Annotated in this window: 19 protein-coding genes; 17 read left to right on the top strand and 2 right to left on the bottom strand. The window is 49.0% G+C overall.

Features of this window, described 5'->3' with window-relative positions; translation table 11 throughout:
- Positions 1–192: 192 nt before the first annotated feature.
- Positions 193–507 carry a hypothetical protein gene (locus AB7C91_RS00990; RefSeq protein ID WP_332448030.1) on the bottom strand — a complete coding sequence of 105 codons (315 nt, stop codon included), beginning with the start codon at positions 505–507 and terminating at the stop codon, positions 193–195.
- 285 nt (positions 508–792) lie between these two features.
- Here AB7C91_RS00990 and AB7C91_RS00985 point away from each other — a divergent pair, with 285 nt between their 5' ends.
- Genes AB7C91_RS00985 through AB7C91_RS00955 form a run of 7 tightly spaced genes read left to right on the top strand, consistent with a single transcriptional unit; the run spans position 793 to position 7953 of the window.
- Positions 793–1395 (top strand): V-type ATP synthase subunit E, encoded by a 603-nt coding sequence (locus AB7C91_RS00985; protein ID WP_332448031.1) that lies wholly within the window; start codon positions 793–795, stop codon positions 1393–1395.
- 10 nt (positions 1396–1405) lie between these two features.
- Complete coding sequence (locus tag AB7C91_RS00980) at positions 1406–1939, top strand: DUF2764 family protein (protein ID WP_428588551.1); 534 nt, start codon at positions 1406–1408, stop codon at positions 1937–1939.
- 11 nt (positions 1940–1950) lie between these two features.
- On the top strand, positions 1951–3708 hold the full coding sequence (locus AB7C91_RS00975) for a V-type ATP synthase subunit A (RefSeq protein WP_428588548.1): 1758 nt from the start codon (positions 1951–1953) through the stop codon (positions 3706–3708).
- Between the two features lie 10 nt (positions 3709–3718).
- Positions 3719–5023, top strand: coding sequence for a V-type ATP synthase subunit B (locus tag AB7C91_RS00970; protein ID WP_332448034.1), 1305 nt, complete (start codon positions 3719–3721; stop codon positions 5021–5023).
- A gap of 9 nt (positions 5024–5032) precedes the next feature.
- Positions 5033–5644, top strand: coding sequence for a V-type ATP synthase subunit D (locus tag AB7C91_RS00965; RefSeq protein ID WP_332448035.1), 612 nt, complete (start codon positions 5033–5035; stop codon positions 5642–5644).
- A gap of 1 nt (position 5645) precedes the next feature.
- Positions 5646–7484, top strand: a complete 1839-nt coding sequence (locus AB7C91_RS00960) for a V-type ATP synthase subunit I (RefSeq protein WP_428588545.1) — start codon at positions 5646–5648, stop codon at positions 7482–7484.
- Positions 7485–7515: 31 nt separating this feature from the next.
- Entirely contained in the window at positions 7516–7953 is a 438-nt protein-coding gene (locus tag AB7C91_RS00955; RefSeq protein ID WP_332448037.1) for a V-type ATP synthase subunit K, read from the top strand.
- Positions 7954–8031: 78 nt separating this feature from the next.
- Here the strand turns inward: AB7C91_RS00955 and AB7C91_RS00950 are convergent, their stop codons facing one another.
- On the bottom strand, positions 8032–8493 hold the full coding sequence (locus AB7C91_RS00950) for a methylated-DNA--[protein]-cysteine S-methyltransferase (protein WP_332448038.1): 462 nt from the start codon (positions 8491–8493) through the stop codon (positions 8032–8034).
- A gap of 84 nt (positions 8494–8577) precedes the next feature.
- On the opposite strand from AB7C91_RS00950, the gene AB7C91_RS00945 reads away from it, so the two are divergent.
- The 10 genes from AB7C91_RS00945 (at position 8578) to AB7C91_RS00900 (ending at position 22913) form a co-directional block, all read left to right on the top strand.
- Complete coding sequence (locus tag AB7C91_RS00945) at positions 8578–9024, top strand: YhcH/YjgK/YiaL family protein (RefSeq protein ID WP_332448039.1); 447 nt, start codon at positions 8578–8580, stop codon at positions 9022–9024.
- A gap of 78 nt (positions 9025–9102) precedes the next feature.
- Positions 9103–10146, top strand: coding sequence for a flavodoxin-dependent (E)-4-hydroxy-3-methylbut-2-enyl-diphosphate synthase (ispG, locus tag AB7C91_RS00940; RefSeq protein WP_332448040.1), 1044 nt, complete (start codon positions 9103–9105; stop codon positions 10144–10146).
- The gene (uvrA, locus tag AB7C91_RS00935; protein ID WP_428588540.1) at positions 10136–12970 is read left to right on the top strand and encodes an excinuclease ABC subunit UvrA; all 2835 of its coding nucleotides are present in this window, start codon (positions 10136–10138) and stop codon (positions 12968–12970) included. Before ispG ends, uvrA begins: the two co-directional genes overlap by 11 nt.
- The gene (locus AB7C91_RS00930; protein ID WP_428588537.1) at positions 12957–16061 is read left to right on the top strand and encodes a hypothetical protein; all 3105 of its coding nucleotides are present in this window, start codon (positions 12957–12959) and stop codon (positions 16059–16061) included. Before uvrA ends, AB7C91_RS00930 begins: the two co-directional genes overlap by 14 nt.
- Before the next feature lie 8 nt (positions 16062–16069).
- The gene (locus AB7C91_RS00925) at positions 16070–17050 is read left to right on the top strand and encodes a PhoH family protein (protein WP_332448043.1); all 981 of its coding nucleotides are present in this window, start codon (positions 16070–16072) and stop codon (positions 17048–17050) included.
- The gene (locus tag AB7C91_RS00920) at positions 17047–19284 is read left to right on the top strand and encodes an HD family phosphohydrolase (RefSeq protein ID WP_428588534.1); all 2238 of its coding nucleotides are present in this window, start codon (positions 17047–17049) and stop codon (positions 19282–19284) included. Before AB7C91_RS00925 ends, AB7C91_RS00920 begins: the two co-directional genes overlap by 4 nt.
- Positions 19285–19292: 8 nt before the next feature.
- Entirely contained in the window at positions 19293–19787 is a 495-nt protein-coding gene (gene ybeY / locus AB7C91_RS00915) for an rRNA maturation RNase YbeY (protein WP_332448045.1), read from the top strand.
- On the top strand, positions 19784–20554 hold the full coding sequence (locus AB7C91_RS00910) for a hemolysin family protein (protein WP_332448046.1): 771 nt from the start codon (positions 19784–19786) through the stop codon (positions 20552–20554). Before ybeY ends, AB7C91_RS00910 begins: the two co-directional genes overlap by 4 nt.
- Positions 20555–20633: 79 nt before the next feature.
- On the top strand, positions 20634–21638 hold the full coding sequence (gene gap / locus AB7C91_RS00905; RefSeq protein ID WP_332448047.1) for a type I glyceraldehyde-3-phosphate dehydrogenase: 1005 nt from the start codon (positions 20634–20636) through the stop codon (positions 21636–21638).
- Between the two features lie 96 nt (positions 21639–21734).
- On the top strand, positions 21735–22913 hold the full coding sequence (locus AB7C91_RS00900) for a phosphoglycerate kinase (RefSeq protein ID WP_332448048.1): 1179 nt from the start codon (positions 21735–21737) through the stop codon (positions 22911–22913).

Genomic DNA, 22913 nt, shown 5'->3' with positions numbered 1-22913 from the left:
TTCGCAGTGGCAGGGAAACAGCAGGTAGTCAAGCAAACAGCCGTCATTTCGATCCAAGACATTCTGGACGCAGGTAAGTATACGATGAGCTTCCTCTTCGGTGAGGAACCAAGGTGATTCTGATCGGTATACAAGGTGGTAATACATAAGGACCTCCTCTTGGGGTGTAGGTCCCTTTCAAACCGTCTTGCTTCAATAGAGTGGTCTTTCCTGCTCTTTGAGTGCCTGCAATTCAGCACGTTGTATGCTTTCCAGATCCTGGGAATCATCAAGCAACCGGTATGGCTCGATTCTGTACAGTTCAAGTCCCAATTGTTCATATTCCTGTTGCAGGGAGGGATGTGCGTATATACCCAAATCCAGTTGGAACCGTATGGTGGTGATGTCGTGAGCAATGTCTTCGCTGCACACCAAGAGGGATCGATTGGATTGTAGGTTTTGTACGATGATCAAACCGCGTTGCATCTTGTGTGTGTACAATCGTGCATGTCGAGAAAAAGTTTCCATATGCAACATCCTACCAAAAATATGCGGGGAATGTGAATATAAAACTGTATTGCGTTGTGGTAGAAAGCGCAAACGGTCGCTGTTTCTCTGCGTTTTACGGTATTTTCGTTGTGTTCTTTTTACTTCGGGGAAAAGAAAAAAATAAAACTTTGGAAATGGATTGAATTTTCAAAGCGCTTGCAGGATAATTCTGTCAGTTTGTCCTAAGGGTGGGTTGCCGGCTTTTCTTGCATAAGATGGCAGTTTCCCGTATCATTATGCACAACGTATAAGGTAGGAATACAGATGGCTCAACAGATTCAAGATTTGGTGGCATCCATTCGTAAGGATGGAATTGAGGCTGCACAGAAGGAAGCGGCTCAGATTATAACTGACGCGAAAGCCCAGGCTGATGCTCTGGTCAGCCAAGCTCGTAAGGATGCAGCTTCCCTGCTTGAAAAAGCACAGAGGGAATTGGATACTCGTGACCAGAGTGCTCGTTCCAGTCTTCAACAGGCGAGTCGGGATGTCCAGCTTTCCTTGAAAAAAGCCTTGCTTGCCCAGTTGGACGCATTGTTGGTTGAACGGGTGGAGAAAGTCTATACGGGAAAGGATTTGGTACAGGTAATCCTTGCTGTGGTAGGTTCGCTTGCAGAAACGAACACCAAGGAAATCCAACTTGATGCAACCATGTTCAAGCAACTTGCCTCCACGCTTTCCGATGATCTGCGCACAAAAATCAAGGAAGGTCTGGAGATCAAACCCGTTGAGTCGGTTTCCACAGGATTCAGGATTTCCGAGAAGGATGGCTCATCATTCTACGACTTCAGTGCTGAAGAAACGGCGAACTTGTTGAAACCGTTTTTGACTCCTGCAATTGAAGAAATCGTCTTTGCAACGAACAAGTAAGGAGAGGTGAGTGGCTTCCTACTATTATTTGGTGGCGAGTTTACCAGCCTTGCGCTATGACGGTGTACTTCCGTTCTCTACGGAAGCCTTTCTCGTCCAATGCAAGACGCAAGTGAGTCCCCATCATTATCAGTTGTTGGAAACAGCTTTGGCGGGCACCCCATCAACTCAGCATTTTTTGAATTCCTATCAGAATTTTGCACAGATGGTGAAAAAGGAGCTTACCGAGCAACGAAGCCGAAAGCTTGGCCTCAACGATCCTTCCTATCGGAATGATGCAGATAAGGAAGCACGCATCAGTGAGAGCGTCCGACAGGCCTTGGCATCGGATGATGTCCTGCAAGCCGAGATGATGCTCATTGCTTTGCATTGGAAGTTTTTGGATGACTTGTCCGCCTTGCATGTCTTTGACATCGAAGGCCTTCTGGCTTATGCATTGAAGCTTGCCATTTTGGAACGGAAGAGTCTTTTCACCCAAGAGGAGGGAAATGCCGAGTTCAAGCGTCTCTTCTCCAATATTCAATCGCAAATCGAGAACAGTTAGTGGAGTTGGATATGGCAAATACAAGTGGACGCGTTCTAGGCGTCAATGGAAACATGGTAACGGTCGAATTCGACAGCGCCATCTCAAAGAATGAGGTTGGATTCATTCACGTTGGAAATGATCGCCTCAAAGGAGAGGTCATTCGGATCAACGGCAATACTGCAGCCTTGCAGGTGTTTGAAATGACCAGCGGCATGAGCGTAGGTGACCGGGTTGAGTTCACCGATGAAATGCTCAGTGTAGCGTTGGGACCTGGTTTGTTGCAGCAGATCTATGATGGGTTGCAGAATCCTCTCCCGCAGCTGGCTGAGCAGTGCGGCTTCTTTTTGCAACGCGGTGTCTACCTTGATGCCATTCCTTCCCGTGCATGGGATTTCACCCCGGTAGCAAAGCTTGGCGATTCCCTTCGCCCGGGAGATACGTTCGGTACGGTGCCGGAGGGACTGTTCACCCACCAAATCATGGTTCCTTTCAACCTTGCCGACGTTCCTTGGAAAGTTGTTTCCATCAAGGAGAAGGGGCAGTACAACGTACGGGAAACCATTTGTACAGTGGTTGACCCCAAGGGCAGGAAAGAGGATCTTTCCATGGTGTTCACCTGGCCGGTGAAGAAAGCGATTAAATTGTATGCCGAACGGCTTCGTCCTGATGAAACCTTGGTGACGAAAATCAGGATCATCGATACGTTCCTGCCGGTTGCCAAGGGTGGTACCTATTGTACTCCCGGTCCTTTCGGGGCAGGTAAGACGGTCCTTCAGCATATGACCAGCCGAAATGCAGATGTTGATATTGTAATCATTGCCGCTTGCGGCGAACGCGCCGGTGAAGTGGTGGAAGTCCTGAAGGAATTCCCCGAACTTACCGACCCGAAAACCGGTCGATCCTTGATGGAACGGACGATCATCATCTGCAATACTTCCTCCATGCCCGTAGCCAGCCGTGAGGCTTCAGTTTATACGGCGGTTACGCTTGCTGAGTATTATCGGCAGATGGGCTTGAACGTGCTTCTGTTGGCCGACTCCACCAGTCGTTGGGCTCAGGCTATGCGTGAGATGAGCGGTCGTCTTGAGGAAATCCCCGGAGAAGAAGCATTCCCTGCCTATTTGGAAAGCCGTATTGCGGAGTTCTACGAACGTGCAGGAAAGGTTCGTTTGCGGGATGGTCGCATTGGATCGGTAACTATCGGAGGAACGGTAAGTCCCGCCGGTGGAAACTTCGAGGAACCGGTGACCCAGGCAACGTTGAAAGTGGTAGGAGCTTTCCACGGCCTGAGTCGTGAACGCAGTGATGCACGAAAATATCCAGCCATCGATCCATTGAGTTCCTGGTCGAAGTACCAAGGGATCATTCGCGTTGAGAAAGTTGAATATGCCCGGCAGATTCTGTTCAGGGGAAGTGAGATCAACCAGATGATGAAGGTCGTCGGTGAGGAAGGAACCAGCGTCGCCGATTATGTCACGTTCCAGAAGAGTGAATTGATTGATGCCTTCTATCTGCAACAGAACTCCTTTGATCCGGTTGATGCTTCTGTTCCCATTGAACGCCAACGCTATACGTTTGATTTGCTGTTCAAAGTATTGGCCAGTGAATTTGCTTTGGAAGACAAGAGGCAGGTACGTTCCTTCTTCAACAACCTGCGTCAGCTGTTCCTTGACTGGAACAATGTGGAGTTCGATTCTGAACGCTTCAAACAGATTGAGGCTCAGATAGACTCGCTCTACAAGGGTAAGCAGGCAAGTGTTGACCCTGATGCCGAGAAGTTGATCTAAGGGGTTGAAGATGCAGAAAGTATATTCAAAAATTGAATCCATCGTAGGAAACGTCATTACGGTCCGGGCACAGAATGTGCGCAACGGAGAACTGGCGGTCGTCACTTCATCGGCCGGCCAGAGTTATGCCAATGTCATCAAATTGGATGATGATTTGGTTTCCCTGCAGGTATTTTCCGGTGCACAGGGCATTTCAACTGGTGATCAGGTTCGGTTCCTCGGTGTTCCCATGCGTGTATCCTATACGGAAAATCTGCTTGGACGTGTGTTCGACGGCAGTGGAACTCCGCGTGACAACGGACCGTCGCTTACTGATAACATGATCGATATCGGCGGACCCGCAGTCAACCCGAGCAAACGCATTATTCCGAGAAACATGATCCGTACCGGACTACCGATGATCGATGTATTCAATACGTTGGTCGAAAGCCAGAAGCTTCCTATTTTCAGTGTCAGTGGTGAACCCTACAACCAATTGCTGGCACGCATTGCCATGCAAGCTGAGGTCGATTTGATTGTACTCGGCGGCATGGGCCTGAAATATGATGACTATCTTTTCTTCAAGGATACCTTGGAAGCAAGCGGTGCAATGAGCAGAACCATTATGTTCATTCATACCGCAAGTGATCCTACGGTAGAATGTATGTTGGTTCCCGATATGGCGCTTGCGGTAGCCGAGCGTTTTGCCCTTGACGGCAAGAAGGTGCTGGTACTGCTTACCGATATGACCAACTTCGCCGACGCCATGAAGGAAATGGCCATTACCATGGATCAGGTTCCTTCGAACCGAGGTTATCCGGGCGATTTGTACAGTTCCCTTGCTTCACGCTACGAGAAAGCGGTTGATTTCGAAGGTGCAGGATCAGTGACCATCCTGGCGGTGACCACGATGCCCGGCGATGACGTAACCCATCCCGTTCCAGACAATACCGGGTATATCACTGAAGGTCAGTACTACCTGAAAGGTGGAAGAATTGAACCGTTCGGATCGCTCAGTCGTCTGAAGCAGCAGGTCAACAAGGATACCCGAGACGACCATCGTGCGTTGATGGATGGTATGATCAAGTTGTATGCTTCCTACAAGGAATCGGTTGAAAAGAAGTCCATGGGCTTCATGATGACTGAATGGGATGACAAGTTGCTCAAGTATGGTCGTTTGTTTGAAACCAAATTAATGGATTTGAGCGTAAATATTCCGTTGGAGCAGGCCTTGGATCTAGGCTGGGAAATTCTTGCAGAATGTTTTGAGCCGAACGAAACCGGCCTCAAGAGCGACCTCATCCTCAGCCGCTGGCCGAAGAAGTCGAACGACTAAGGAGACGTCATGGCCGTCAAATTGACGAAGAACGAACAGAAACTGCAGAAGGATCGACTCAAGCAATATCAGCGATACCTGCCGACCCTGCAACTGAAGAAACAGCAGTTGCAGATGGTCATCAGGCAGATTGAGGCTGAAGTGGTCAGTCTTCGATCCAAGCAGGAGAAGCTCGTTTTGGATATGCAACACTGGATTGCCGTGTATCATGAAAATGTGGCATTCAATGAAGGAATGAAGGTGGAGGACTTGGTCAAGGTTGACCGGGTAATCCGCACCAAGGGCAACATTGCCGGTGTGGCGATTCCTGTGTTCAAGGAACTGACGTTCCAAATGATTTCCTATGATCTGAATGCATACCCGCTTTGGGTGGACAAGGGGCTTGAAAGCCTGCGTGATTGTGCCCGCTATGATGCGCTCATTGCTACATTGGAACAACAAATCAAATTGTTGGGAAAAGAATTGAGAACAACCAGCCAACGGGTGAATCTTTTTGAGAAAGTGAAGATTCCTGAGGCCAAAGAGAACATCCGCAGGATAGGAATTTACCTTGGTGACCAGCAGACCGCTGCTGTTGTCCGAGGTAAGATAGCCAAGAAGAAGTTGATGCAGGGGGCTTGAGATGATTGTACCAATGAAAAAAGCCTATATCATCGTACAGGCTCACCAAGGGCGTTCCATGCTCAGAAGTCTGAGAAAGGCCGGTCTGCTGCATATTATGACGCAAACGGTGCAGAATGAACCGATTCAGAATCTGCAGCGAACTTTTGATGCGACATACCAGGTGCGTTCGGCGATTCTTGATCTCCAAGACAAGAAACAGAGCATGAAACAGGAAGTTGTCTCGGATGAGGCGATGGCAGAGATTCTGGAACGGTATGTCGGGTTGCTGGATCGAAAAAAACACCTCGATGAGGAGCTGACCCAGGATCGTGCCCAGATTGAGCTCTTGCGTGGTTGGGGCGATTTTGATCCAGAACAGATTCGTTCTTTGCAGAATCAAGGAATTTCTCTTTCTTTCTATACCGTATCCAAGAAGGATCTGCAGAATCTTGATCCCGCGATTTCCTATATCCAACTCGATCCTGTCCAAGGTCAGCAAGCAATTGCAACGGTAAATCAGAAGTTGCCAGAAGGAATTTCTGCAACGTTGTTTACAATCCCTGAACATGGGTTGCATGAGCTTCAAGCAAGGGAAGCGAATGGATCGCAAGCACTTGCCCATACGGTTGAGCAACTGAAAAAGGGCGGAGTGTATCTGGATGCTTTGGCGAAACAGTTGCAGAAACTGGAGATGTCCATGCGGTTTGAACAGGTAGATTCCCATTTACAGGGAGATGAACAGCTGGTATGGATCAATGGATACCTTCCCGAACCTGAGGTGAAGGCCTTTGAATCATTGGCAAGCCAAAACAGCTGGGCATACCTGATAGAGGATGTCACCGAAGACGATGCGCCCCCCACCTTGGTGAAATATCCCAAGGGAGTAGGGATCATCAAACCGGTCTTTGATATTCTGGGAACGGTTCCCGGATACCGGGAAAATGACATCAGCACATGGTTCCTCCTGTTCTTTACGTTGTTCTTTGCCATGATCATCGGTGATGCAGGATATGGTTTGATTTTCCTTTCGGTTGCAGTAGCCCTGCATGCAAAGGCAAAGAAAGCCAACACCTTGGTCATGTTGGTCTACGTACTGAGCTTGGCGACGCTGGTGTGGGGCAGTCTGACGGGGACGTGGTTCGGTTCCAAGGAAATCCTGACAACCCTGCCGTTCTTGCAAAAGCTCGTCATTCCCTCGATTTCTAACTATCCTGAATTGTTCGGTCTGAAGGCGGTTGATGCACAGAACCACGTGATGAAATTTTGTTTCATCATCGGGACGGTGCAACTCTCGCTTGCCTGTATTCTCAATGTCATCCACAAACTCCCAGAGAAGAACCTGAGTTTCCTCGCTGATATCGGGTGGCTCATCGATATTCTCTCCCTTTACTTTGTCGTACTGCAATTGGTTATCGGCCAAAGCGCAAATATCGGCGTGGTGTTTACGTTGGTCGGTGTCGGATTTGTTTTGGTTGTGGTATTCGGTTCTCAAGCACCGGGCGTTCCGTTCCTCAAGGGTTTGACCAGCGGATTGGGTGGATTCTTCACTACGTTCCTGAATACGATCAGCGCATTCTCCAACATCATGAGTTATATCCGGTTGTTCGCAGTCGGTATGGCTTCGGTGGCTATCGCCCAAAGCTTCAACAGCATGGCAGGTGGAATGCTCAGTGGATTTGCCATGATCGGAGGGATTCTGGTGTTGGTTATCGGCCATTCATTGAATCTGGTCATGGGATTGTTGAGCGTCGTGGTTCATGGAGTACGATTGAATCTCTTGGAGTTCTCCGGCCAGCTCGGAATGGAGTGGACCGGGATCGCATATGAACCGTTTGCACAAACGGTAGAAGAAAACTAATCGTTGTTTGGTAACAACTAAGGAGAAACACATGGGAAACTTGGAATTTATTGGAATGGCATGTGCCTTGGCTCTTTCCGCCCTGGGCTCTGGTCTTGGTGCAGGAGCTGCAGCGCAGGCTGCTGTCGGTGGCTGGAAAAAGTGCTATGCAAACGGGAAACCTGCTCCGTTCATCATGGTTGCATTCGCCGGTGCACCGCTTACCCAGACCATTTATGGTTTCTTGCTGATGAATTTCATCCGCGCAGCCATCACTGCCGGTGCTTCCGCATCCCTGGCTTTGGGCGTGGGTGTGTTCGGTGGACTGGCCATCGGGTTGTCCGCTTGGATGCAGGGCAAGACCAGTGCCGCGGCTTGTGATGCCTTGGCTGAAACCGGAAAGGGAACCGCAAACTACTTCATCGTCATCGGTATCGTAGAAACGGTTGCACTCTTCACCTTGGTATTCAGTCTGCTCTCATTGCAATAATACGTGTTGCCAAGCAACGGTTCCTGGTTATGGAGGGCACTCTTCGGAGTGCTCTTTTTGTTCTATTGGGCAAAATAATCATGTTCCGGCATGCTCCCGTTCAAAGTCTAGCAGCCATCGCTTCGTATCCAATCCTCCGGCGTATCCAACCAACGAACCATGTTTTCCAATGACCCGGTGGCAGGGAATGATGATGGCGATCTTATTCTTATTGTTGGCCATACCTACCGCCCGCATGGCAAGAGGATTATTGACTGCGAGTGCTATGTCTTGGTAACTTGCCGTACTTCCGTAGGGGATGGAGAGCAAAGATTGCCAGACAGCCGTCTGGAACGGCGTTCCTGAAAGATGCAGCGGCAGGTCAAAATAGTTTCTTTTTCCCTGAAAGTACTGCTCCAGTTGGCTCACCGCTTCCTGCAATAGTGTGTTCGTGGGGTTGGACGCTTCCGTCCCCCCTCCAAAGTTGAGTGCGAACAGTTCCTGTTCTGAAGCTTTGAGCGTCAAGACTCCGACAGGACTTTCATAGTAGATTGTATCCATACAGCCATCGTAGAGAACTTTCCTCAGGAAGGCAAGAAGCAGTATCCTGCTTGTCTGAGAACAAGGATATGGATATCCTAGCGAATGAGTGAGGTAGGCATGATATACGACCGGATAGAGAATTTGTTGCAATACCAATCAGTGGTAGACCATCTTGGACAGGTCAAGGAAATACTTGGTCGGCAGTATGAGGATGGTGTCCACCAGGAAGGAGCCTTAACGGTAGTGGTGAAACGCTACGTTCCCTCGAAATTTGACGGTACCTTCATAGCCCACACAAAACAGGCAGTGATCCATATTCTGGTTGAAGGGACGGAGTTGGTGGGTATTACCTATCGTGAATCGACTAAAGGTGCGATGCGTTCGGATATCGGGGACATCACCATCTGCGATGCTCCCATTCCCTCGGTAATCAGTCTTGATCCAGGTTTCTTCACGTTGTTGCTTCCCCTTGAGCCGTATGCTTTGGGAATCCGGGCTGATGTACATACAGAACCGGTCAGAAGCATTACGATCTATCTGCCTTCTTGATAAATTCCTTTACAAATGTGAAGTATATGCTTAACAAACCGGGCAGAAGAGAGTACAGTATCCAAGAGAGGAGTTTCTATGACAGGTGATCATCAGGTAATGATCGGCAATACATTGTTGGGGCGTGGGTTTCCGATTCTGGTACAAACCATGTACGATGAGGCGATGCCCCACGACGAGGCTGATTTGGAGGCTTTGGTCCGTAGAATCGGCAAACTCAATGCCATGGGTTGTGATATCATCCGCTTCTCGTATCCGGATTCTTCTGATCATGATGCATTGGCCTATGTGAGCAAACACAGCCCCATCCCGGTGGTAGCCGATATCCATTTCGATTATCAGCTTGCCCTCGATGCCATCGCTTGTGGAGTGCAGAAGATCAGGATCAACCCAGGGAACATCGGCAGTCGAAAGAAGGTAGATGAAGTGGTCCGGAGTGCACTCGATCATGGGGTCGCCATCCGGATCGGCTTGAACAGCGGCTCACTTCCCAGGGGTAACGATCCGATCCCGAAGTTGATGAGTGACACCGCTTTGGAATATCTTGATTGGTTCGAACAATTGGGCTTCACAAATTCGGTGGTATCACTAAAAGCGAGCGATGTAGATATGACCCTCGCGGCCAATCGCCTGTTTGCATCACAAAGCGATTATCCACTGCATCTGGGGGTGACGGAAGCCGGTTCGGTGGTATCTGCGGTGACTCGTTCAACCTGGGCGCTGGGTCAGTTGCTCAGTGAAGGAATCGGAAACACCCTGCGCATCAGCATTACCGGAGACATCGAGACCGAAGTCCAAGCTGGTGTGGAATTGCTCAGGACATTGGGTCTTCGCAGGAAGGGAATCAGGATCGTAAGCTGCCCACGTTGCGGTCGACATAGTTTCGACTCGCAGGGGTTTCTCAAATCAGTTGAATCGGAATTGCTGACCATTGACAAGGATTTGACGGTTGCCATCATGGGCTGTCAGGTAAACGGTCCTGGTGAGGCCAAGGCTGCGGATTTGGCGATCACCGGGATCGGCAATAGTATTTTTCTTTACGAGAAAGGAATATTGGTAAGAAAGGTATCCAAGGAAGAAGCCAAGGATGCTTTGTTGGAAGCGATAGAACATGCTGAATAAACTCATTATCAAAGGGGCCAGAGAGCATAACCTCAAGAACATCGACCTGGAATTGAACAAGGACCAGCTGATTGTGATCAGCGGGTTGTCGGGAAGCGGTAAAAGTTCCCTTGCCTTCGATACCATTTTTGCCGAAGGGCAAAGACGGTATGTGGAAAGTCTGAGTTCCTATGCCCGTATGTTTCTGGACAAGATGGACAAGCCTGATGTCGACTACATGGAAGGGCTCAGCCCTGCGATTGCCATCGAACAGAAGTCGACGCATCGCAACCCGCGTTCCACCGTAGGGACAGTCACTGAGATCTATGATTATTTCCGACTGTTATGGGCACGTGTGGGAGAACCTCACTGTCACGTATGCGGAAGACCCATCAGCGAGATGAGCATCGATCAGATCATTGATGCCATCTTCAAGGCACAGGAAGGGACGCGCATCATAGTCAGTGCTCCGGTTGCGATCGGGAAAAAGGGTGAATTCAAGAAAATCTTCGAGGATGCAATCGCCTCAGGGTTTCAACGGGTAAAGGTAGATGGCCAGATGATGAGTTTGGAAGAACCCATCAAGTTGGACAAACAGATCAAGCATTCCATTGATATCGTCGTGGATCGTCTGATATTGAAGGGAGAAATCCGGACTCGATTGGCTTCAAGCATCGAAACTTGTATTGAAATGACTCAAGGTCTGGTAAAGGTTACCTTTTTAAGCGAGCAAGACCAAGAACACGAGGAAATGTACAGTGAACGGAACAGCTGCCCCCATTGCGGTATAACTTTGCCGGATTTGGAGCCGCGTTTGTTCAGTTTCAACAACCCCTACGGAGCGTGTCCTGAATGCAATGGGTTGGGGGTGAAGACGGAATTCGATCCCGATCTCATCATTCCCGACTATGCGAAAAGCTTCAACGAAGGGGCGATCGCTACCATGAATCCCGACGCCCAATGGGCGCGTTCCCAATTTGAGGCATTGGCGAAGCATCTTGGATTCACCCTCGATACCCCGTTTTCAGAACTGCCTCCTGCAACCTTGAAGGCAATTCTTTATGGTACGGAAGAGCATGTTTTTGTGGAATATACCCGGGAAAAAGCCAATCAGACGTACCGGGTGGAAAAACCGTTTCCCGGCGTCATTCCTGATTTGCAACGCCGCTATTATGAAACCAACAGCATGCAGATCAAGATTTGGATGAATGGATTTCAGACGTCGAAGGTGTGCCCGCTCTGTCACGGTGATCGGCTTCGTCCTGAAGCCCTGGCAGTCACGATACAAGGCCTGAACATCATGGATGCAACCAGGCTATCCGTCAAACAGGCAAACATCTTTTTCCAGGGGCTTGTCTTGACGGAGAATCAAGCTCTGATCAGTTATCAGGTACTCAAGGAAATCAGGAGCAGATTGTCCTTCTTGCGTGATGTCGGATTGAACTACCTCACCCTCGACCGTGGAAGCGCTACGCTCAGTGGTGGAGAGGCGCAACGCATCAGGTTGGCCACCCAAATCGGTTCTGCACTCAGTGGAGTACTGTACGTTTTGGATGAACCATCCATCGGTCTGCACCAACGGGACAATCAAAAGTTGATCGATACCTTGAAGAGACTTCGTGATCTTGGAAATACGGTGTTGGTGGTTGAACATGATGAGGCCACCATACGGGAAGCCGATTATTTGGTCGACCTCGGACCAGGTGCCGGCGTACATGGTGGATACATTACCGCCCAAGGTACTCCTGAGGAAGTCGCCAAAAATCCACACAGTCTGACCGGGCAATACTTGGCGGGAACAATCGCCATGGAAATCCCCTCTGCAAGAAGAAAGGGTAATGGAGAAGTGATTCGCATCGAGGGAGCGAGCAAGAACAATCTCAAGCAACTGGATGTTGATATTCCCTTGGGTAAGCTGGTGGTGTTCACCGGTGTTTCCGGAAGCGGAAAAAGTTCTTTGCTCAATGAGGTCCTGCTGCCTGCGGTTCAACGCCAACTCTCCAGAAAAGCGCCGAATTACGATGGATTTACTGCAATAACCGGCGTACAGCATATAGACAAAGTGATCAACATCGACCAAAGTCCCATTGGCAGGACTCCTCGGAGCAACCCTGCAACGTATGTGGGGGTATTCACTGCCATTCGAGAGCTCTTCGCCTCACTTCCGGAAAGCAAGGCCCGTGGTTATAAGAGCGGGAGATTTTCCTTCAATGTACCCGGAGGGCGATGTGAGAACTGCCAAGGCGATGGGAATCTGAAGATCGAGATGAATTTCCTTCCTGATGTCTATGTAACTTGTGACGTCTGCCATGGCAAGCGATTCAATAAAGAGACCCTGGCCGTACGCTATAAAGGCAAGAACATCCATGAGGTTTTGGAAATGACCATGGAGGAAGCCAGCGAATTCTTCAGTGCCATCCCCAGGATTAAACGAAAGATCGATACCATCATCTCCGTAGGGCTTGAATACATCAAATTGGGACAAAGCGCCTTGACCCTCAGCGGCGGGGAAGCCCAACGGGTGAAACTCAGCTTGGAGCTTTCCAAATACGGCACGGGCAAAACGTTGTACGTATTGGATGAGCCGACCACCGGCCTGCATTTTGCAGATGTTAAGAAACTGATGGAAGTATTGGATCGGCTGGTCGATGCCGGCAACACCGTATTGTTGATTGAACATAATCTGGATGTCATCATGCAGGCGGATCACCTTATTGATCTTGGACCTGAAGGTGGTGATGGCGGCGGAATGATTGTGGCAACCGGAACTCCTGAGCAACTTGCCCTATGCAAGGACTCCCACACAGGGTATTATCTTGCTCAGATGTTTCATGAAAAAGGTTGAGAAAAGACTGAGTTCCATCGTGTTCGTATGCGCCCTGTTGCTCTCACTGGGCTCGGTTTTGTATGCACAGGATGATGCCTTGCTTCTCGCCTTGCAGATTGAGCAAGCTGACCAGCAGCAACTGGTGCAGATGGTTCAACTGCGCAATCTTGCAGTCGGCGAAACCGAGGAAATGCGTGCAAGTCTCAGGGCCTATCATCAGATCACCCAGGCAAAGGTGGAAGCAGTCAAGAATGGGAGCAATCGGTATCATCTTGAAATAGTGCATGCAGATTCCATGCAGACTAATGCAGCCTCATCATTGGTGCGGTTGGAAGGCAATGTGGAGGTGACCTTCCTGCAGGAAGGAAGCAAGGAAGGAACCAAATTGCGTGCCCAGCGCATGCTGGTGGATGTTGACCGCACCCTGCTCAGTGCGCAGGGCGAAGTTACGTATGTGGACAGCAGAAACCAAGCGAACCTGCAAACCATGGAAGGCAGTATCGTAACCTTGGATTGGTCTGATTCCTCAGTCTTGTTCAGTGAGACGGCAACCTTGCAGGAACAGAAGAACAGCGAGAATCAGAAAATCAGTTTATATACCTTCGGGTCCTTGATTACCTCAAGAGGGCAGGATGGAGGTCTCTCGTACGAACAAGGTTGGATCGGGACCAGAAAGGAGGATCCGCTTTCCTCTTTGCGGGCTTCGAAACTCTATGTTCTGCCAGGAGGTGACTTGCTCTTGCACAACGCTTCGCTTTCGCTGGGAAGGGTGCCTGTTTTCTGGACTCCTTTTTTCCTGATTCCCGGGAATCGCATGGTGGGAAACCCTGCAATGGGCTTTGTCAGTGACCGTGGTATGTTTGTTTCCACAACCTATGAATTATTCGGATCATATCCATACCTCAAACAATCCAAGCAAAGCAGTTTCACCAGTTTGCTCTCCTTCTCAGATTCTGCGGCGGTCTATCCGGATGGTCCGATCTATGCGACGAAGGGTAAGCCCTCCGACTTCGATGAATGGGCGCAAAAAAGTGAATCCTATCTTGCATTGCTTGCTGATGCCTATGAGAACGACGGCGTCATGTTGGGCTTGGATGGGTATGGCAATCTCTGGGATAAGAAATTGACACTCAAGTCTTTGGGCTCGGTCGCCTTGTATCCTGAGGGAAAGGAGGCCCTCTCCCTCTATGGTGATGTTCCGAAGCTCAGGTATTATTCAGAAAACCAATTTGTGGTTGATACAAAATCAGTAAACCTGAAAATATCCATCCCTCTCTATTCAGATCCCAAAGTAAAACGCTTGTACGCCAACAGATTGACATCCTTTTCGTTCGATGCGCTGTTCGGGAAAAAACAGGAATTCCCCACTACCTTCCTGAGTGACGTCGCCTCCTATACCTGGAACATCGATGGGTCCTTTTCCATGCCTTTGTCCCGTTTGGAACCTTGGGTCTCAACCCTCACCATCTCCAATCTCAAAGCGGTCGCCACCTGGAATTGGAAAGATATTGACTCGACGTATGCCTATCAATTGGATAGCCTTACCTTACCTGAGCTCTCGGCGCATCTGAAGGGCAGTATCTTTTCCCTGTCTACTGAACTGGAAAAACAAAAAAAACAAGATGCACCAGCAAAAGAAGTGTCTTTTGATGGTGATGCATTGCTGCCGCCTCCCTATTCCATGGACAGTACGTCCAGCAAGGACGGTGCTAGGCCACCAGAACGCAAGCTCTCCTTGGGATATTCAATCGACCAGACGCTTACCCAGACATTTGAAGCACCACAGGGACAGATCGATTGGAACAAGGACCGGTATTTTTATAGTCTTACCAAGGCTTCCCTTCGTTTGGACGCCTCACCCAATACCAAATTGCTCGCACTCTCTGAAGAACTGCTCCCACAATACAGCATTGTGGAAGATCAGAGTAAAACCGCCTATCTTTCGCAGCAAATGCAATTGTTCAGCCTGACCAAGGCTTCCGTGCCGATTTTGGGGGTTACGTATACCCTCAGCCAGCGTCTGTATCGTTTTCAACGTACATTCTCCACTGCCGAACCACTTCCATCAGAAGAAGAAACCACCTATGCATTCAACCGTGATTCGGTCACTGTCCACCAGCTCGCTTGGGAATATGGCATCCCCTTGGCTCTGGGGAACCTGAAGCCTTCGCTTACCGCAAATCTCTATCCGGTGAAGCAGAGTGTAATCTCTGCTTTGCAGTATGTATACCAACCATACACCCTGTCCGGTTCTTTGCGATGGGTTGATGAGAATGGACGGTTGGTAGGGGATATGGTGCAAGGTAAACAGCAAATTTCCACGTCTTTATTCAACGCTTCGGCAACGCAAACCTATGATCTTAGGGAAAATTCCGGAACGTGGTTCCATGCACTTTCCCTCTCGGAGAGCGCCAAACTCTCTTTCTTGCAGAAAACGATCACCATAGGCCAAACCTTTTCCTATGCAGGGTTGAATTCCGATGGTTTGGAACATGCCGTTGATGATTTGACGTTCACCCTGCAAGTTCCCTATTTCCAAGTGAGTTATTCCAGCAACGGAAGCATCGGTAATCTTGATCCTTTAAGCATGAAAATCCAAATTTCCGCAAAGGAATTGAACTGGCGTTTCTCCAAGCGTCGGGTGGCACTGAGCCTTGGTCTGGATACCACCTTCACCTTTCACTTCCAAGACCGATATGCATCAAATTTTTCCTTCAAAGCGAATGTGGGTCTGCAGATAGCAGAATTCATGGATGTATTTTTCTCAGTTACCAGCACCAATACAGGCTTTTTCAAATATTATGATGGGACTGACCGTTTCAGATTCGACTATCTCTGGGAGGATTTGCTGAGAAGCTTCGATTTCAGCGGTACCGGCAGGTACAACACCCAATTCAACCTTACCTCGCTATCCTTGGAGTTTGTACATTATTTGTCGGATTGGTCCTTGAATTGTAAATACCAAGGAAGTGTTGTATTATCGAACAACCAATACAGCTGGGTACCGACCGTATCCGTATTCCTGCAATGGAATGCCTTGCCTGAGCTGAATGTTGAAGAGAGCTGGACACAAACCGACTCACAGTGGGTACGCTCTCAGCTTTCATAGGATTGTGCATGGAAAGAAGTGTGGAGTTTTCCAGTGAAGAACAGATGGAGCGGGTCTTGGGCATCAATGACCGGAACCTGCCGTATCTGGAAGCTTTGCTCGGATGTGATTTGTTTGTAAAAGGAATTACGCTCACCTGTTTGAGCAAGGAAGAACGTATCGTCGAACGTTGTTCCGTATTGCTTGAACGGTTGAAACAGCTTGCTGAGGATCAGCATTATTTCAGTGAAACTGAGATCTTTATGGAATTTCAAAGTCTCAAGCATATTGATTCCATTGATGAACTGTTGATCCAAGGTCAAAATGAGCGGCCTTTCATCTTGGTGCATAATCGGTTCGCCTATCCAAAGAGTCCTCGACAGGAGGATTACATCAAGAGCATGGAACAAAACCAGATTGTATTTGGCATTGGTCCTGCAGGAACAGGAAAAACCTTTTTGGCGGTTGCCTATGCACTCAGCTTATTGCTCAGTGGGAAACGGCATAAGCTGATTCTCACCCGACCGATTGTCGAGGCCGGGGAGAATCTCGGGTTTCTGCCCGGCGATCTTGCCCAAAAGATCAATCCGTATCTCAGACCGCTGTACGATGCAATGGAGGCGATGATCAGTGTACAAAATATCAGAAGGCTGGAAGAGAACGGTAGTATAGAGATCGCACCACTTGCTTATATGCGGGGACGTTCCTTGCAGAATGCGATCGTCATTCTGGATGAGGCTCAAAATACGACCAAGGAACAAATGCAGATGTTTCTCACCCGATTGGGAGAGAATTCCAATGCCATCATCACCGGTGATATCAGCCAAGTGGATCTTCCCCGCAACAAGGACAGCGGATTGGTGCATGCGATGCATATACTATCGGGGATAGAGGGCCTGGATTTCATTATGTTCGATTCCCGTGATGTGGTTCGTTCCCGGATAGTCCAGCATATCATCGATGCATATGCCACCGATCTCAATCAGACCATCCAAAGAGGGAAACGATGAAACGTCAGCTACCCAAGGGTGATTTTGTCGCCTCCAAAAAGCTGGGCCGAAGGCTGAGTATCGTCTTGGTACTGTTGACGGTCATCACCGCAATGTTGGTGCCGTTGTTGAGCAGCCAACGATCGGACATCGGCATGCAGAATCTGGGAACCCGCTACAAGGTCGGTGAGTTGGCCGATGAGGACGTGTTTTCTCCGTCATCATTCCAATTCGTCGATGAAACGAAAACCAATGCGCTGATTCAGGATGCCCTGAAATCGGTTCTCCCGCATTTTTCCTATGCTTTGCGTCCTACCAATGAATCCTATGCACGTATCAAGGAGCTGACGGCGATCACCGCCGAAAATGCAGAGCAGGAGTTTCAGGTATTGAAATCAAAGCTTGAGGAACAAAACCGTGCTGACTCAGGGAACGTTCTGGGAAGGATATCATCGCTCAATGACCAACAGAAACTGATGTTCTTCGATGCTTTGCGGCAGGCAAGCAATCGGATTCTGAGTGATGGGCTGTACACAAGAGAGGACCTGAGTCGTATACAACAGGATGGCTATACTACATTTCTCATCGACAATACGGTTTCCATGAAGGGGCTTGACCCGCTTAGAGAGCAATCGGTTTCACAGGCGGTTACCAAAGATCGCATGTATGCAGTCCTGGAAGATGTATTCAAAGCTTATCTGTCCCTGGATGCTTCGTTCCAGCCGTATCTTTTGACGGATACCCTGGCTTTGCTGCTTGAAGAAAACGTACACTATGAAGAAGTTGAGACCTTGGCGCTCAGAACACAGGCGGCACAGCAGATTATTCCGCAGACCGTGAGCGTGGAACGCGGGCAACGGATCGTAACGAAGGATACCGTGGTAACGAAAGCCCAATTGTTGCTTTTGCAAAAAATTGGAAGCCATGTTTTTCATTATACCTTGTTGGAATTGATCGGACGGTCCATATTCATTTTGCTTGCCACCAGTGTCTCAATCTTTGTATTCATTCAATTTCATCATACAGAACGTCGGTTGTACCTCTATTTGAACTTGATGCTTTTCTCTGTACTGTTCTCACTGTTGGCACTTTTCGCTCTGACGTCGATCCTGCAATCCTATTCGATTCCCTTCCTCGATTCCTTCCTACCGGTCCTGTTTGCTCCGTTGTTCACTGCTCATATCACCAGCAAGAAACGGCTCGGCCTGGTCGCAGCCTTCCTGCTTGCCTGTTATGCAACCCTGATGCCGCAGGCGACTTCGATGACATTCTTCTTCTCCTTGACGGTAAGTGGATTGAGCCTGTATTTCTTCCAGTACACCATCAAACGCTTGGAAGACCTGTTCAATTGGTTCTATGCAGGATTGAGCACCAGTTTTGCTGCATTGGCCTTGAATCTGATCGTCGGTCTTCCGTTGCAGTCTTTGCTTCCCTTGATCGGGGGAATGCTGATCAATTTGACGATTTCCTTGGTCATCGTTGAGGCGGCTGTTCCGCTGTGTGAACACATCTTCAACATTCCCACTGCATTCCGCCTCAGTGAATTGGCGTTCTCCGACAGTCCGGTTCTGGAAAGACTTGCTGCGGTTGCACAGGGAACATTCAACCACAGTCGGTATGTTTCGGAATTGGCCTACCAAGGGGCGAAGGCCATCGGAGCGAATGCGATGCTTGCCCGGGTCGGGGGAATTTTTCATGATATCGGCAAAGCCGACCATCCAGAATACTTCATTGAGAACCAAGGTTCGGAAAACAAGCATGACGATATCAAGCCAAGCCTTTCGGCAGCCATCATCAAGAGCCATGTGAAACTGGGGCTGGAAAAGGGAAGGGAAGCAGGCCTTCCCCAGGAAGTGCTGGACATCATCGCCCAACACCATGGCAACGATGTCATCCAATTCTTCTATAATGAGGCGAAAGAGCAGGCCCAGTCAGCGGGTGTGGATGTCAAGGAGGACGATTTTTCCTACAATGGCAATCCTCCCACCTTTCCCGAATCCGCCATTGTCATGCTCGCCGATTGTGTGGAAGCTGCAAGCAGAACAATCAAGCGGCCGAACCATTCGAAATATCAGAAACTTGCACATTCGATCATTATGGGAAAGATTGAACGAGGGCAACTCAACGATTCCCAGCTTTCCTTGACTGATTTGGATCATATCGAGGATGCATTCGTCCAGACTTTGATCGGAAGGGATCATCATCGCATCGAATATCCTGATGAAAAAATTGAGAACCCGAAGAGCAAGGGGTAGGGGTGAATATGAATTATATTGATGTCTCGTATGAATTGGATGCATATACTGATGAAGCTCCGGAGGCGATGGTGCTTGCCTATCTTGAGCAGGTAGCAGGGGTACTGGATTTGCATGACTGTGAATTCTCCGTGAGTTTTGTCAGTGATGCTTCGATCCAAGCATTGAATCAAACGTATCGGGATAAGGATGAACCTACGGATATCCTTTCCTTCGTCCAGGAGGATGAAGTTGAGGATTTCAGTTGGCCGGAGTTGCATTTCGATGAGGAGGAACCGGTTCCACAGGAAATTCGGGTATTGGGCGATATGGTTATTTCCCTTGATACCTTGAAAAGAAATGCACTATCCTTTAGTGTAGAACCTGCGGAGGAACTGCACCGTCTGTTGATTCATGGTCTGTTGCACCTTTTGGGTGAGGACCATGCCACCAATGATGCTGATGAACCTATGTTGGTGAAGCAGGAGCAGTTGTTGGCGCAAGTGAGGGGGAGCAAACGTTGAGCTTGCCATGGAAGGGTCTGTTCAGGATGGGTCGTGAGGATCGTGATCGAGAGGAACGGACGAAGGCGGAACTGGAAGAACGGCAGACCATGATCGAAGGGATCAAGGAACTGAGGGATAAGACGGTCAAAGAGATCATGATTCCTCGGGTTGATGTCCAGTTCATCAGCAGCGATATCACCCTTGATGCACTGTATGACGTCATTCAGGAGCAGGGCTATTCCCGGTATCCGGTATACGAACAGACGATTGACAACATCATCGGTGTTCTGTATGCAAAAGACATCCTCCGCCATGGGGTGGAAAAAGAGTTCAATGTCAAGGCTCTGATGCGCAAGCCCTATTTCATCCCGGAAAGTAAGCATCTTGATGATTTGCTTCGCGAATTCAAATTGCGTAAGGTGCATATTGCCATTGCCATCGATGAATACGGTGGGGTGAGTGGAATCATCAGCATGGAAGATATCCTGGAAGTCATCGTAGGGGACATTCAGGATGAATTTGATGAGGATGAGGATGATGGAATCCACAAAGTGGATGACAACACCTTCGTCGTGGAAGCTCGTACTTCCATTGAGGAAGTGAACGAAGCGATTGGACTTCATTTGGCTGAGGAAGATTTTGAGACACTGGGAGGGTATGTCTTCGAATTATTCGGAAGAATCCCGCTCAAGGATGAATCGGTCGAGGATAATGAAGCCATTTTTACCGTCGAGGATATTGACGGGCATAAGATCAACCAATTGAAATTGGTTGTCAAAACGTAAGGATATACGTTGACCCTGTATAAAGGAAAACAGTATATTAATATCGATACACAATAAGAATTCCCGGAGGAAACAAACAATGAAAATTGCAATCAATGGTTTCGGAAGAATCGGACGCAATGTTTTCAAAATTGCTTTTGAAGACAAGAACATTGAGATTGTAGGTATCAATGACCTCACTGATCCCAAGACTCTGGCTCACCTTCTGAAATACGATTCCAACTATGGAGTATATCCCAAGAGTGTCAAGGCTGTAGAGAATGCCATCGTCGTTGATGGTAAGTCCATTCCTGTTTTTGCTCTCCGCAATCCGGCAGAGCTTCCCTGGAAAGAGCTTGGGGTTGATGTAGCCATCGAGTCCACCGGTGTGTTCACGCAGGCCGAAAGCCCGAAGGGCGGTTACAAGGATCATATCAAGGCTGGTGCCAAGAAAGTCATCCTCACCGTTCCTGCCAAGGATAAGATCGAACAGACGATTGTTTGCGGCGTAAATGATGATCAGATTGATTACAGCCTCGAGGCATATTCCAATGCTTCCTGCACCACCAACTGCTTGGCTCCGCTTGCCAAAGTCTTGAATGACAATTTTGGCATTGTCGAGGGTTTGATGACCACCGTCCACTCCTATACCAATGACCAGGTCATGCAGGATCAGCCGCACAAGGACCTCAGAAGGGCCAGAGCCGGCGCAGTATCCATCATCCCGACCACCACTGGTGCCGCCAAGGCCGTCAGTGAGGTTATTCCCGCTCTGAAGGGCAAGCTCAACGGTATGGCCATGCGCGTTCCCACTCCGACCGGATCGGTTGTGGACTTGGTGGTTACCCTTGCAAAGGATGCTACGGTTGAGGACGTGAATGCAGCAATGAAGAAGGCTTCCGAGGGTCCGATGAGCTATGTGCTTGAGTACACCGAGGATCCGATTGTTTCCCACGACATCGTAGGCAACAACCACTCTTCGATCTTTGATGCCTCTTTGACCATGAAGATGGGCGAGAGAATGTTCAAGGTCGTCAGCTGGTATGACAACGAGATGGGGTATTCCACCCGTGTTGTCGATCTTGCCAGAAAGCTGGTGAAATAAATTTAGTGCAATGGATGATCAGGCCTGTCAAAAACAGGCCTGATTTCCTTGCTGGTGAAGAGAAACGATGATTATACCGATCAAAAGAGGTAAGTTATGATTCTTAATACTATTCGGGAATGTGATTTCTCCAACAAGAAAGCCTTGGTTCGCGTTGATTTCAACGTACCCTTGAAAGATGGGGTGGTAACGGATGACACCCGTATCGAAGCCGCACTTCCCACCATACAGTATCTGCTGGACAAGGGAGCTGCCGTGGTGGTCATGAGCCATTTCGGTCGTCCCAAGGGAAAGAAAAACCCGGAATTTTCCATGGCTCCCATCGCCAAACGGTTTTCTGAGTTGCTGGGCAAACAAGTGATCCTCGCCAATGATGTTATTGGTCCCGAGGTGGAGGCACAGGTCAAGGCTCTGAAGAAGGGTGAAGTGCTGTTGTTGGAAAATGTCCGTTTCTATGCGGAAGAAGAAGCCAATGATCCTGAATTTGCAAAGAAACTTGCTTCTTTCGGCGATGTGTATGTCAACGATGCATTCGGAACTGCGCACCGTGCTCATGCATCCACGGAAGGTGTGGCACACTATCTTCCGTCCTATGCAGGGTTCCTCATTGAGAAGGAAGTGAAATTCATGGCGCCCTTGTTGGAAAATCCGGACAAGCCGTTCGTCGCCATCATCGGGGGCTCCAAAGTTTCCAGCAAGATCAGTGTTCTGGAAAGTCTGGTCCGCACCTGTGATACCATCGTCATCGGTGGTGGTATGGCCTATACTTTCCTTGCCGTGCAAGGTCATGCAATCGGCAAGAGCCTGGTGGAGGAAGAATACAAGGATGTGGCTGCTTCCTTCCTGGCAAAGGCAAAGGAAAAGAACGTACAAGTCATTCTTCCCGTTGATCATCTGTGTGGTGCCGAATTCAAGGAAGATACAGCAGTTGTTGCTGTTGATGATGTGAATATTCCTGAGAATCTGATCGGTATGGATATTGGTCCGAAAACGATTGATCTGATCGTAAAAGCGGTCGCCAAGGCCAAGAGTGTCGTTTGGAACGGTCCGATGGGCGTGTTTGAGTTCGATGCGTTTGCACAAGGTACGCTGACGGTTGCAAAGGCTCTTGCAGACAGCAATGCTACGACCGTCGTCGGCGGTGGAGACAGTGTGGCGGCAATCAACAAATTCCATTTGGCGGATAAGATCAGTCATGTCAGTACCGGTGGCGGTGCATCCCTCGAGTTCCTCGAAGGGAAGGTACTTCCCGGCATCAAAGCTTTGGAGAAATAA

Origin of the sequence: Sphaerochaeta sp., from assembly GCF_050256055.1 — a bacterium.
Lineage (GTDB): Bacteria > Spirochaetota > Spirochaetia > Sphaerochaetales > Sphaerochaetaceae > Sphaerochaeta.
The sequence above is the reverse complement of the archived record's forward strand: the minus strand, read 5'-3'. Positions and strand labels throughout refer to the sequence as shown.

Coding starts and splice junctions, on each gene's coding strand:
- AB7C91_RS00930 (WP_428588537.1), top strand. CDS start 12,957: ATGAAAAAGGTTGAGAAAAGACTGAGTTCCATCGTGTTCGTATGCGCC.
- AB7C91_RS00960 (WP_428588545.1), top strand. CDS start 5,646: ATGATTGTACCAATGAAAAAAGCCTATATCATCGTACAGGCTCACCAA.
- AB7C91_RS00975 (WP_428588548.1), top strand. CDS start 1,951: ATGGCAAATACAAGTGGACGCGTTCTAGGCGTCAATGGAAACATGGTA.
- ispG (WP_332448040.1), top strand. CDS start 9,103: ATGACAGGTGATCATCAGGTAATGATCGGCAATACATTGTTGGGGCGT.
- AB7C91_RS00970 (WP_332448034.1), top strand. CDS start 3,719: ATGCAGAAAGTATATTCAAAAATTGAATCCATCGTAGGAAACGTCATT.
- AB7C91_RS00900 (WP_332448048.1), top strand. CDS start 21,735: ATGATTCTTAATACTATTCGGGAATGTGATTTCTCCAACAAGAAAGCC.
- AB7C91_RS00985 (WP_332448031.1), top strand. CDS start 793: ATGGCTCAACAGATTCAAGATTTGGTGGCATCCATTCGTAAGGATGGA.
- AB7C91_RS00920 (WP_428588534.1), top strand. CDS start 17,047: ATGAAACGTCAGCTACCCAAGGGTGATTTTGTCGCCTCCAAAAAGCTG.
- AB7C91_RS00990 (WP_332448030.1), bottom strand. CDS start 507: ATGGAAACTTTTTCTCGACATGCACGATTGTACACACACAAGATGCAA.
- AB7C91_RS00955 (WP_332448037.1), top strand. CDS start 7,516: ATGGGAAACTTGGAATTTATTGGAATGGCATGTGCCTTGGCTCTTTCC.
- AB7C91_RS00965 (WP_332448035.1), top strand. CDS start 5,033: ATGGCCGTCAAATTGACGAAGAACGAACAGAAACTGCAGAAGGATCGA.
- AB7C91_RS00950 (WP_332448038.1), bottom strand. CDS start 8,493: ATGGATACAATCTACTATGAAAGTCCTGTCGGAGTCTTGACGCTCAAA.
- AB7C91_RS00945 (WP_332448039.1), top strand. CDS start 8,578: ATGAGTGAGGTAGGCATGATATACGACCGGATAGAGAATTTGTTGCAA.
- ybeY (WP_332448045.1), top strand. CDS start 19,293: ATGAATTATATTGATGTCTCGTATGAATTGGATGCATATACTGATGAA.
- uvrA (WP_428588540.1), top strand. CDS start 10,136: ATGCTGAATAAACTCATTATCAAAGGGGCCAGAGAGCATAACCTCAAG.
- gap (WP_332448047.1), top strand. CDS start 20,634: ATGAAAATTGCAATCAATGGTTTCGGAAGAATCGGACGCAATGTTTTC.
- AB7C91_RS00925 (WP_332448043.1), top strand. CDS start 16,070: ATGGAAAGAAGTGTGGAGTTTTCCAGTGAAGAACAGATGGAGCGGGTC.